Below are 11317 nucleotides of genomic sequence, written 5' to 3' on the forward strand. Positions count from 1 at the left end.
TCGCCGGGGAGAGCGGAGATTTTGAAGCCGCGGCCTGCCGGCTCTACCCCTTCAAAGCACCTTGCGCGCCCGCAGGCCCGCGATCGCCTCTTCGGTCAGGCCCGCCACCTCGCGCAGCACGGCGTCGGTGTGTTCGCCCAGGGTCGGCCCGGTCCAGCGCACCGCGCCCGGGGTTTCCGACAGGCGCGGGAAGGCGTTCTGCATCTTCACCTGGCCAAAGACCGGATGGGGCACGCTGACGATGGACTCCCGCGCGGCGAAATGCGGATCGGCCAGCATCTCGGGCGCGCGATAGATCCGGCCGGTGGCGATCCCGGCCTCTTCCAGCAGGGGGAGCAGGGCCTCGATCTGCTGGTCGGCGGTCCAGGCGGCGATGCGGGCGTCCAGCTCGCCCTGATGCGCGCCCCGCGCCGCGTGATCCTTATAGCGGACATCGTCGGCCAGGTCGGGCCGGCCCATCAGGTCGCACAGCCGCCGGAACAGGGTGTCCTGGTTGGCGCCGATCAGGATCAGCTCGCCGCTTTTGGTGGGATAGACGTTCGACGGCGCGATACCGGGCAGCACGGCGCCCGACCGCTCGCGGATATAGCCGGTCAGGTCATATTCGGTGATCAGGTTCTCCATCACCGTCAGCACGCTCTCATAGATGGCCGCGTCGACCACCTGGCCCCGGCCGGTGCGGTCGCGCGAATGCAGGGCCATCATCACGCCGAGCGCGGCGTTCAGGCCCGACAGGCTGTCGCCGATCGAGATGCCGGCCCGCGCGGGATTGCGGTCAGGCTCGCCGGTGATATGGCGCAGCCCGCCCATGGCCTCGCCGACCAGGGCGTAGCCGGCGCGGTGCGAATAGGGCCCCGTCTGGCCAAAGCCCGACACCCGCGCCATCACCAGACCCGGATGGTCGGCCGACAGGGCCTCATAGCCCATGCCCCAGGCCTCCATCGTGCCGGGACGGAAGTTCTCGACCACCACATCGGCCTTGGCGATCAGGCCGCGGGCCAGGTCGCGGCCCTCGTCCGTGCGCAGGTCGAGGGTCACCGATTTCTTGTTGCGGCCGATCACCGGCCACCAGGGCGACAGGCCCTGGGGCTTGCTGCGGCCCCACTGGCGCATCGGGTCGCCCACCCGGGGATCTTCCAGCTTGATCACCTCGGCGCCGAAGTCGCCCAGGATCTGGCCACAGAACGGCCCCGCGATCAGCGAGCCCATTTCGATGACCCGCAGTCCGGTCAGCGGCGCCTGCGCCATGTCGATCTTCCCCAAGTCTTTTGGAACCGATCACGGCCCCGTGATGTTCTTACAGTCATACGGCGCCGCGCGACGCTGACCAGATTTCAATCCTCTAAAAAAACGCGCAGGGAAAGACAGCCATGACCCGTCAACTCCTCATCGTCGGCGCCGCCTTCGCCGCCCTCAGCCTCGCCGCCTGTGGTGACAAGACCGAAACCCAGGGCGCCGCGACGCCGGCCGAGCAGGCCGCGACCCCGGACGCCAACCCCGCCGCCACCATTCCCACGATGGCCGACGAAACCAAGGCCGACGTCTTCGCCATGAAGGCCGCCGACATGAACCTGTTCGAGATCGAAGCCGCCAAGCTGGCCGCCTCGCGCTCGACCAATGCCGAGGTCAAGGCCTTCGCCACCAAGATGGCCGACGCTCACGCCAAGACCGGCGACAGCCTGAAGGCCGCCATCGCGGCCTCCGGCGCGGCGATCACCGTGCCGACGATGCTGTCCAAGGACATGCAGGATGACCTGGACGACCTGACCAAGGCCAGCAACGAGGACTTCGACAAGAAGTACGCCGACAGCCAGGTCGACGCCCATCAGGCGATGCTGAACCTGCTGCAGCGCTACGCCCAGGACGGCGACACCCCCGCCATCAAGGCCTTCGCCGCCGCCACGGCCCCGACCGTTCAGGAGCACCTGAACATGGCCGAGGGTCTCAAGAAGGGCTTCGTGAACTAGTCACGAGGTTTAGGGAATCGCGTAGGCGACCGTCGCCTTGGCGGCGGCTCGCTCGCGCGATTCCGTCCACATCAGGACATCGACCGTCGCGATGCGGCGGCCAAGCTTGAGCAGGGTGGCCTCGGCATAGAGGTCACCCGGCTTGCAGCCTCTCAGGAAATGGATCGTCAGCGAGGTCGTGACCGCCATCGGAACCTCTCCGATATGGGTCAGGATCGCCGCATAGGCGGCGGTGTCGGCCATGGCCATCAGCGTCGGCCCCGAGATCACCCCGCCGGGCCGCAGCTGTCGGGCCGCAAAGGCCTGCCGCATCAGGACGCGCCCCTCGGACGCCTCGATCGCTTCGGGCAGGGACGCCGGATCGCCTTCGGGGAAGGCGCGCTGCAGGAAGGCGTTGAACGCCGCCGCATCCAGCTTCAGCCCGCCCTCGCTCATCCGCCGACCTTGATCGTGTTGTCGTCGCCATTGCGGTCGATGACCGTGTTGTAGGGATCGACCCCCGCGAACTTCGGCGCCCTGTCGACCGTGAAGGTCAGGGTCTGGACGCCCGAGCGGATCGGTCGACGCTCATAGAGCACGACATTGCCCGCCTTGAAGTCCTTCTTGCCGGGCTCGGCGGTAAACAGGCCGATGTCCATGGTCTCGTTCAGCGACGCCGGCGTCTCCTTGCCCTTGCCGTCGGCGTACATCTTCCTGGCGTCGATGGTCAGCGTGACGTCAAACCGACCATCGGCGCGCGTCTTCACCGACGCGGCCTTGGTCTTGATGTCGTAGAGCGTGATCCGTTCAAAAAGATCGGTGATCAGGGCCTGCTTGTCGGCCGGGGCCTCGGCGCGGATGGCCCGCATAAAGTCCAGCGTGGTGGGATAGGGCGCGCCCTTGAAGGCGTGGTCGGCGATCAGCCGGCGCAGGGCGCGGTTGACCGCCGCCTCGCCGATCTCGCGCTGCAGCCGGTACATGACCAGCGCGCCCTTGCGGTAGTGGATGTAGTCCTGGTTCTCGACCTTGTAGAGCGGCTGCTCCTCCAGCGGATCACCGCCCCGCGCCCGCAGATAGCTGTCCAGCTCGAACTTCAGGAACCTGCGGATCTGGGCCTCGCCATACATCCGCTTCATCACCATCAGGGCCGAATACTGGGCGAAGGTCTCGCTCAGCATCGTGCTGCCCTGCTGGTCGGCGCCGATCACCTGATGGGCCCACCACTGGTGGCCGATCTCGTGGGCCCCGACATAGGTGATCATGTCGATCTTTTCGGGGTTCCTGTAGTCGGAGATGAAGAACAGGCCCTCCGACCACGGCATGGTTCCGGCATAGGCCTGGGCGAACTGGGCGTAGTCGGGGAATTCCAGGAACCGCATCTGGCGGAACTGATACGGGCTGAACTCGGACTGCATATAGTCCAGAGAGCCCTTCATCGCGCTCTTCATCCGCTCGATGTTCCAGGCGTGCTGCGGGTCGTAATAGACCGCCAGATCGACGCCCTTGTAGGTCTCTTTCGACACGGCGTAGCGAGCCGACTGGATCGACAGGAACGGCATGATCGGCGCCTCGGTGACGAAGCGGACCGTGCGACGATCCCCCTCGCCTTTCGCCGGACCCTTGATGTCGTCCCGCAGCGACCAGACGTCTTCGGACACCTTGTAGCCCGGCGCGATCGGCGTCTGGTCGGCGTCGGTGGTCACCGTGATGTCGGCGCTGACGAAATCGGCGTCCTTGCGCAGGCCGTTGAACTGCATCGAGGCCACATCGCCCAGCCTGGCCATGCGCCGCTCGGGCGGCAGGCCATATTTGCGGCGCTTGGCGCGATCAACCAGCAGGCCGTCACGGGCCATGCCCAGGATCGGCGCGATCTCGAAGTTGTTGATGAAGGTCCCGTTGGCCACCACGCGGGTTTCCGCGCCGCTGTTGGGGAAGCCCTTCTGCGAGCGTTCGGTGATGAAGCTCATCTTGCGCCGCTCGCCCGGAACCATCGGCGTGTCGAAGGCGAAGATCCGGTAGTTGAACCGGTCATAGGTCTTCCGGGCCCACGCCCCCTCGATCGACAGGCCCTTGACCTTCAGGTCGCGGTCGAAGCGGACATGGATTTCCTTCAGCGGACCGTTCGTCTTGTTCTCGATGACATAGGCGCCCTTGGTGCTGACGCGCGGTTCATCGGGATAGATGTCCACGTCCAGGGTCATGGCCACGATCTTGGGCTGCGGCAGGGTCTCGAACGGCAGCAGGGTCTTTTCGTAATCGGCCTGCCATTTCTCGTTGTCGATCTGGGTCCGGTAGGGGTTCCAGACATGGGTGTTGACGTAGATATAGACGCCGCTGGCCGCGAACACGGCCAGGGCGAGACCCAGGGTCAGGCCGGCCTTGCCGGTCATGCGGCCCGGCAGACGCACCAGGCGCGGCCATAGCCGGCTCTCGGTTCCGCGACGCCACAGGCCATAGGACAGCACCGTCAGGACCACCGCGAAGGCGGTCCAGTACAGCCGCAGCCACCAGGCCCCGATCCAGAACTTGCCCTGGCCGTTCATGTCCGAGAACGGCGTGTCGGTGACCGAGCCGTAGGCGTAGAGCTTGCTCTCGAAACCGAGGTTGCCCAGCGTGATGGTGGCGACGATGTAGATCACCATCAGGCCCCAACCGATGAACTTGTGCGGGCTGACCGCCTGCAGGAACACCGCCAGCACCGCCAGCAGGATCCAGTCGACCGACTGCGGCAGCACGTACCACAGCAGGTACTTGCCAAGCTCCAGGTTGGTGTAGCCGTGGGCCAGCTGGCTGATGATCGCCGCCAGCACGCTGACCAGCAGGGTCGAGACCAGGACCAGTGAAATGGCCAGGGTCTTGGGGGCGACAAAGGCCCAGTCCGGAACCGGGGTGGCGTCGATGATCTCGTGGGTCTTTCGCTCGCGCTCGCGCCAGACCAGTTCGCCCGAATAGTAGATGGCGATGATCATCGGGATCAGGCCAAACGACCCCATCAGCGGCGTCAGCAGCACGCGCGTAAGCGGATAGATCTCGCCGCCATAGCGCCCGGCTTCGGTCGCGAACCACAGGGCGCCCATGGCGTTGAACAGGCCCAGGGCCAGCAGCACGAAATAGGCCGGGCTCTTGAATACCTGGCCCATGTCCAGGCGCGTGCGGACCCTCAGCTGGGCCCAGGCCGTCTGGCGGTCATAGCGCGGAACGATCGGCGCGCTGGGCGCGGCCGGCAGGATCTCGATCGGCGCCGGGCCCGTCCTGGCCTTGACCTTGCGGTCGCCGGCCAGCTCGGCCGACTGGATCTGGAACAGCCAGTAGGCGGCCGTCAGGAAACCCGCCGACAGGGCCAGGGCGAAGAGGCGGTTGAACAGCAGGACGCCGGTCAGGGCCGGCGTGACCGCGTTCCGCTCGGTGGCCGTCCAGTATTTGGTGACCAGGCGATAGGCCGACTGACCCAGGGGGTCCCAGAGCGCCGTGGCGGTCGCGAATTCCGGACGATCCAGCGCGATGCGCGAAATCACCCAGATGACCATGAAGGCGATAACGCCGACATAGGTCCACATCATCGAGCGGGTCACGGTGGCCAGGGCGAAGAAGATGGCCGAGGTGAGCAGGATCGCCGGCAGGGCCAGGGCGAAATACGAGAACAGATAGGCTTCGAGGATATTGGGGCCCAGCAGCTCTCGATCCACCCACGGCATGAACGAGCCGATGAAGATCGCCAGGGGCACGGCCAGGAACGAGATCGCCGCGGCCAGGAAGGCGCCCGTGAAGCGGCCATAGAGATAGTCGAACTTGCCGATCCGGGTGGAGCGCAGGATCGGCCCAAAACCCGTCTCGTCGTCGCGCACCACCACATTGGCCACGAAGGCCGTGGTCACGAACATGTAGAAGATCGACAGGATCAGGTGGGTCTGGGCGATGGCGAACGGGGCGTTCTTGTGAACCGAGGCGCCGCCGCCGATGCGGATGTTGTCGACCGTCGCCGCCCCGAAGGTCAGCAGGAAGAACACCGTCGCCACCACCCAGAAGACGGGCGACTTCAGCTGGTAGCGGAGCTCGAAGCCCGCGATCTTGCCAAACATCTTCCGGTCCTCCTACGCCGCGCGGCGGGTGGTGGACAGGGTCGAGAAATAGACATCCTCCAGACCGCCCTCGACGGCGGTGAAGCCGTCGCCGGGATCGCTGTCGGCCAGGATGTGGATCACCGTGCGGCCGCCCAGCAGGCGGGTGGAGATCACCTGATACTGGGCCTTGGCGGCTTCCAGTTCGGCCTTGTCGATGGTCTTGCGCCAGACCCGGCCGGCCAGCTGGACCACCAGATCATTGGGCGCGCCCTGCTTGACGATGCGGCCGTCGCAGATGATCGCCATGGCCGGGCACAGGTCCGACACGTCCTCGACGATGTGGGTCGACAGGATCACCACCACGTTCTCGCCGATCTCGGCCAGCAGGTTGAGGAAGCGGTTGCGCTCTTCGGGGTCGAGGCCGGCGGTGGGCTCGTCGACGATGATCAGGCGCGGATCGCCGATCAGGGCCTGGGCGATGCCGAAGCGCTGGCGCATGCCGCCCGAGAACCCGGCCAGGGCCTTCTTGCGCACGCCCCACAGATTGACCTGGCTCAGCAGGCTCTCGACGGTTTCCTTGCGTTCCTTCGCGCCGCTGATGCCCTTGAGCACCGCCATGTGGTCGAGCATGTCGTAGGCCGAGACCCGCGGATAGACGCCGAAATCCTGCGGCAGATAGCCCAGGGTGCGGCGCAGAAGCTCGGGCGTCTTCAGCACGTCGATGTCGCCGAAGCGGATATGGCCGGAGGTCGGGGCCTGCAGGGTGGCGATGGTGCGCATCAGGGTCGACTTGCCCGCGCCGTTCGGGCCCAGCAGGCCGTACATGCCGCGCGGTATGGTCAGGCTGACCTCGTCCAGGGCGCGAACGCCGTTCCCGTAGACGTGAGTCAGGTTCTCGATGATCAACATTCGCGCGCTCACAGCCCCCGCATGGAAAGACGCCCAGTGTTCCCCACACCCGTCATGACTCGACGGCGCGGACGGGGGCAAGTGAAAGAACGTTTAAGCGTCCCCGGCGCCAGGATGATTTCTGATACGCGATAACCTTGGTCAGGACGCTTTTGAAGCGCGCGGTTTGGCGCTAATCAGGCCCCATGACGACGTACCCCTTCCCCCCGCCCGCCGTTCCCGTGGTCCCGGTCGAGGGATCGACCGACGTCTTCCCCGTGCGCCGCATCCTGTGCGTAGGCCGCAACTACGCCGCCCACGCCCGCGAAATGGGCGCCGATACGCGCGATCCGCCGTTCTTCTTCGCCAAGCCGGCCGACGCCGTCGTCCCCCTGCCGGCGACCGTGCCCTATCCGTCGGCGACGGCGGACCTGCATCACGAGATCGAGCTGGTCGCGGCCCTGAAGGCCGGCGGCGAGAACCTCACCCCCGAGCAGGCCATTGAACTTGTCTTCGGCTATGCGGTCGGCGTCGACCTGACGCGCCGCGACCTGCAGAACGCCGCCAAGGCCAAGGGCCATCCGTGGGAAGCGGGCAAGGCCTTCGACGCCAGCGCGCCGATCTCGGCGATCCGCCCGATGAGCGGCCTGCCGCCGGAAGGCGCGATCTTCCTGTCGGTCAATGGCGTCGAAAAGCAGCGCGGCGAGCTCGCCGACATGATCTGGAACGTCGCCGAGGTGATCGCCAAGGCCAGCCAGCTGTGGCGGCTGGAAGCCGGCGACCTGATCTTCACCGGCACCCCCGAGGGCGTCGGCGCCATCGTGCGCGGCGACAGGGTGGAGGGTGAGGTCGAGGGCGTCGGCAAACTGTCCTTCACCCTGGCCTAGGACCGCGCCATGAAGCTCATCCTGCACAGCGCCTGGCGGGCCAGCGCGCCCTATCGGGTGCGGATCGGCCTGAACCTCAAGGGCCTGGACTACGCCGTCCAGCCCGTGGACCTGGTGTCGAGCCAGCATCAGGGCGAGGCCTATCGCGCCCTGAACGCCCAGGCCCTGGTGCCGACCCTCGAGGTGGATGGTCGTCGCCTGACCCAGAGCCTGGCGATCCTGGAATGGCTGGACGAGGCGGTTCCGGGCGCGTTGCTCCTGCCGTCCGACCCGTTCGATCGCGCCACGGTGCGGGCCATGGCCGAGATCGTCGCCTGCGACATCCACCCGGTGAACAACCTGCGCATCCTGCGCGCCCTGACCGGCCTTGGCGTCGACCAGGACGGCCGCGACGCCTGGGCCCAGCGCTGGATCACCGACGGCTTCGCGGCGCTGGAGCCGATGGTGGCCCGGCACGGCAAGGGCTATGCGTTCGGCGACACGCCGGGCCTGGCCGACTGCTGCCTGGTCCCGCAGGTCTATAACGCCGCCCGCTTCCATGTGGACATGACGCCGTTCCCGGCGATCAGCGCCGCCGTGGCCCGGGCGCTGGAACACCCGGCCATCGCCGCCGCCCATCCCAACCTTCAACCCGACGCCCAAAAGGCCTGAGGAAACAGCATGCTTGAGGACTTGAAGGCCAATAACGCCGCCTGGTCGAAGGGCAAGACGCAGGTTGATCCGCAGTTCTTCAAGCGGCTCGAAAACCAGCAGAGCCCGGAATATCTGTGGATCGGCTGCAGCGATAGCCGCGTGCCGGCCAATGAGATCGTGGGCCTTGATCCCGGCGAGCTGTTCGTCCACCGCAACGTCGCCAACCTGGCCCCGCCGCAGGACGCCAACTATCTGAGCGTGCTGCAGTTCGCGGTCGACGTGATCAAGGTCAAGCACGTGATGGTCGTCGGCCACTATGGCTGCGGCGGCGTGGCGGCGGCCATCGACGGCCAGCGGCGCGGCCTGGTCGACCACTGGCTGCACCCGATCCGCGAGGTCCATGCCGAGCACAAGCACGAGCTGGACGCCCTGCCCGGCGAGAAGGAAAAGCTCAACCGCCTGTGCGAGCTAAACGTCATCCGCCAGGTGCGCAACGTGGCCTCGGACGTCTTCGTGCAGGACGCCTGGGCGCGCGGCCAGTCGCTGGCCGTGCATGGCTGGGTCTATTCGCTGGCCAACGGGCTGGTGAACGACCTGAACGTCGGGATTTCCAGCCTTGAAGATTATGAGCGGGTGGCCGGCGGGGTGATCTAGATACGCCCTTAAATTCTCCGCTCTCCCCGGCGAAGGCCGGGGCCCAGATCGAACCCTGAGCGTCGATGATCCGGCTAGGCTGTTGGCGCGAACACCCAAACCGCTCCGGGTGAATCTGGGTCCCGGCTTTCGCCGGGAAGAGCGGAGGGTGGAGTAAGGCTCTACCCCGCCTTGATCCGCACCCGCGCGCTCGCCTTGCGCCCCTGCCCGTCCACCACCGACAGCCGGTAGAACCCCGGCGCGGCCGGCTTCCAGACCACCCGGCCGCTGACCGGATCAGCCGCCAGCGGCGTCCCGGCGACATACCAGGTCAGGTCCTCGCCGCCGGCCGCCAGCACCAGTCCACGCGACCCTGGCCCCAGCGCCTCGACCTGTACGGCCGCGCCGTCCGGCGGGAAGATCAGCCGTGGCCCCTCGGATTGCGCGCGCAGGGTCTGCAGCGCCTCTGGCGCCAGCTTCGGCGCGATCGGGCGCGGTGCGGCGGCCGGAGCACCCACCACGTCGGCGACGTCAAACAAGAGCGGCAGGGCGGCGTCGCGTCCGGTCAGGCCGCCGCGCGCGCCGCCATCGGCGCGGCCCGTCCAGACGATGATCGCATAGCCGCCGACCACCCCGGCCGCCACCGCGTCCCGGAAGCCGTAGGAGGTGCCGGTCTTGAAGGCCATGGCGGGCCCGCCCCGGGTCAGGGCCGAGGGCGCCCGGCCGCGCGGCGCGGGGGCCTCGCGCAGGATGTCCAGCACCTGCCGGGCCGCCTCGGGCCGCACCAGCCGGGTTCCGCCGGACTTTTCCCGCAGCCGGGCGTCAGCCTCGGTCCAGGCCAGCGGTTTGGCGAGGCCGCCGTCGCCGAGGGCGGCGTAGAGCAGGGCCAGGTCGCGCAGGGTGATCCCCTCCCCGCCCAGGGCCAGGGCCAGGCCGGCTGCCTTCAGCTCCGACTTCGGCCGCGCGAGGTGAGCGCCGACCGCCTCGATGCGGCCGGCGAAGGCCTCGGGACCCAGGCGTTCCAGGGTCGCCACGGCCGGGACGTTCAGCGAATGGGTCAGGGCCTCGCGCACCGTGACCTTGTCGTGGAACACCCGGTCGAAGTTCTCGGGCTGATAGTCGGCGAAGCGGGTGGCGCTGTCGGTCAGCTGGGTGTCGGCGGCGACCAGCCCGTCATCCATGGCCATAGCGTAGATGAAGGGCTTGAGGGCAGAGCCCGGCGAGCGCAGGGCGCGGGTCATATCCACCCAGCCCCCGGCCCGCTCGCGCCCCGCCGAGCCGACGGCGGCGCGTACGGCCCGGCCCTTGATTTCCACCACCAGGATCGCGGCCGTCGCGTCGGCCCCTTGCGAGGCCGCGATGGCGGCGGCCATGGGCTCCAGCCGCGCCTGCAGGTCGGCGTCGAGGGTGGTGATCACGCTGGCCTGAGAGCTGGGCGCCGCGCGGGCCAGCTCGCCCGCCACGTTCCAGGCCAGGGCCGGAAACGGCGCCCGGCGCGGCAGGGGTTCGCCCTCGGCTTCCAGCGCGGCGGCTTCGGTGAGCACCCCGGCCCGGACCATCTTGTCCAGCACCGCCCGCCGGGCCAGCCGCGCCGCCTCGGGCCGACGGTCGGGCCGGCGGGCTTCAGGCGACTGCGGCAAGGCGATCAGCAGGGCCTGCTGGCCGTCGGTCAGGCTTGAGGGCTCCTGACCGAAATAGGCCAGGCTGGCGGCGCGCACGCCTTCCAGGTTTCCGCCATAGGGGGCCAGGGTCAGGTAGAGGGCCAGGGTCTGGCGCTTGGTCAGCCGCGATTCCAGCTGCACGGCGCGGATCATCTCGATCAGCTTGGCGCCCAGATTGCGCGGACGCGGCTCCAGCAGGCGCGCGGTCTGCATGGTCAGGGTCGAGGCGCCCGAGGTCGGACGGCCATGGACCACCGCCGAGCCGAACGCCCGAACCACCGCCAGCGGATCAACGCCCAGATGGCTGTAGAACCGCCCGTCCTCCACCGCGATCAGGCGCTTCTGGAAGGTCTGGTCGGTGCGGTCGAGGTCGGCCCGGATCCGCCAGCGGCCATCTTCCACCGGCAGGGCCCGCAGCCACGCGCCGCGCCGGTCCAGCGCCACCGGCGAGGACTGCCGGGCGCGGGCCATGTCCGGCGGAAAGACGGCGCTGAGGGTGGCGAGGACGACCTGGACGGTGAGGAAGCCGACGAGCGCCTTTGACAGCAGCGGAACGTATTTCGCTCTCCTCTCCCCCTTGATGGGGGAGAGGTCGGGAGTGGGGGTGA

Annotated in this window: 9 protein-coding genes; 4 read left to right on the forward strand and 5 right to left on the reverse strand. The window is 68.0% G+C overall.

What is annotated here, in order from left to right; all coding sequences use genetic code 11:
• Positions 1–51: 51 nt before the first annotated feature.
• A complete protein-coding gene (locus ACW17V_RS19125) occupies positions 52–1248 on the reverse strand; it encodes a CaiB/BaiF CoA transferase family protein (protein WP_492106616.1) in 1197 nt (398 codons plus the stop codon).
• 122 nt (positions 1249–1370) lie between these two features.
• Here ACW17V_RS19125 and ACW17V_RS19130 point away from each other — a divergent pair, with 122 nt between their 5' ends.
• Entirely contained in the window at positions 1371–1967 is a 597-nt protein-coding gene (locus ACW17V_RS19130; protein ID WP_492106617.1) for a DUF4142 domain-containing protein, read from the forward strand.
• Between the two features lie 9 nt (positions 1968–1976).
• On the opposite strand, the gene ACW17V_RS19135 is transcribed toward ACW17V_RS19130, so the two are convergent.
• Genes ACW17V_RS19135 through ACW17V_RS19145 form a run of 3 tightly spaced genes read right to left on the reverse strand, consistent with a single transcriptional unit; the run spans position 1977 to position 6916 of the window.
• Entirely contained in the window at positions 1977–2402 is a 426-nt protein-coding gene (locus ACW17V_RS19135; RefSeq protein WP_492106618.1) for a PaaI family thioesterase, read from the reverse strand.
• Positions 2399–6025 (reverse strand): ABC transporter permease/M1 family aminopeptidase, encoded by a 3627-nt coding sequence (locus ACW17V_RS19140; RefSeq protein ID WP_492106619.1) that lies wholly within the window; start codon positions 6023–6025, stop codon positions 2399–2401. The genes ACW17V_RS19135 and ACW17V_RS19140 overlap by 4 nt, the downstream gene beginning before the upstream one ends.
• A gap of 12 nt (positions 6026–6037) precedes the next feature.
• Positions 6038–6916 carry an ABC transporter ATP-binding protein gene (locus ACW17V_RS19145; protein WP_492106620.1) on the reverse strand — a complete coding sequence of 293 codons (879 nt, stop codon included), beginning with the start codon at positions 6914–6916 and terminating at the stop codon, positions 6038–6040.
• Between the two features lie 185 nt (positions 6917–7101).
• Between ACW17V_RS19145 and ACW17V_RS19150 the strand changes: the two genes are divergently transcribed.
• The 3 genes from ACW17V_RS19150 to ACW17V_RS19160 are packed head-to-tail and all read left to right on the forward strand — an operon-like array spanning position 7102 to position 9069.
• Positions 7102–7782: a fumarylacetoacetate hydrolase family protein gene (locus tag ACW17V_RS19150; RefSeq protein WP_492106621.1), complete on the forward strand. Its 681-nt coding sequence runs from the start codon at positions 7102–7104 to the stop codon at positions 7780–7782.
• 9 nt (positions 7783–7791) lie between these two features.
• Entirely contained in the window at positions 7792–8433 is a 642-nt protein-coding gene (gene maiA / locus ACW17V_RS19155; RefSeq protein WP_492106622.1) for a maleylacetoacetate isomerase, read from the forward strand.
• Positions 8434–8442: 9 nt separating this feature from the next.
• Positions 8443–9069: a carbonic anhydrase gene (locus ACW17V_RS19160; protein ID WP_492106623.1), complete on the forward strand. Its 627-nt coding sequence runs from the start codon at positions 8443–8445 to the stop codon at positions 9067–9069.
• 161 nt (positions 9070–9230) lie between these two features.
• Here ACW17V_RS19160 and pbpC read toward each other — a convergent pair whose 3' ends face one another.
• Positions 9231–11291, reverse strand: a complete 2061-nt coding sequence (gene pbpC, locus ACW17V_RS19165) for a penicillin-binding protein 1C (protein WP_492108832.1) — start codon at positions 11289–11291, stop codon at positions 9231–9233.
• Positions 11292–11317 lie beyond the last annotated feature (26 nt).

The organism is Caulobacter sp. FV2ye17ST, assembly GCF_058680955.1.

What these genes read in the sequence shown, in the direction of transcription:
- ACW17V_RS19125 (WP_492106616.1), bottom strand. Translation starts at nt 1,248, where the DNA reads ATGGCGCAGGCGCCGCTGACCGGACTGCGGGTCATCGAAATGGGCTCG.
- ACW17V_RS19130 (WP_492106617.1), top strand. Translation starts at nt 1,371, where the DNA reads ATGACCCGTCAACTCCTCATCGTCGGCGCCGCCTTCGCCGCCCTCAGC.
- ACW17V_RS19135 (WP_492106618.1), bottom strand. Translation starts at nt 2,402, where the DNA reads ATGAGCGAGGGCGGGCTGAAGCTGGATGCGGCGGCGTTCAACGCCTTC.
- ACW17V_RS19140 (WP_492106619.1), bottom strand. Translation starts at nt 6,025, where the DNA reads ATGTTTGGCAAGATCGCGGGCTTCGAGCTCCGCTACCAGCTGAAGTCG.
- ACW17V_RS19145 (WP_492106620.1), bottom strand. Translation starts at nt 6,916, where the DNA reads ATGTTGATCATCGAGAACCTGACTCACGTCTACGGGAACGGCGTTCGC.
- ACW17V_RS19150 (WP_492106621.1), top strand. Translation starts at nt 7,102, where the DNA reads ATGACGACGTACCCCTTCCCCCCGCCCGCCGTTCCCGTGGTCCCGGTC.
- maiA (WP_492106622.1), top strand. Translation starts at nt 7,792, where the DNA reads ATGAAGCTCATCCTGCACAGCGCCTGGCGGGCCAGCGCGCCCTATCGG.
- ACW17V_RS19160 (WP_492106623.1), top strand. Translation starts at nt 8,443, where the DNA reads ATGCTTGAGGACTTGAAGGCCAATAACGCCGCCTGGTCGAAGGGCAAG.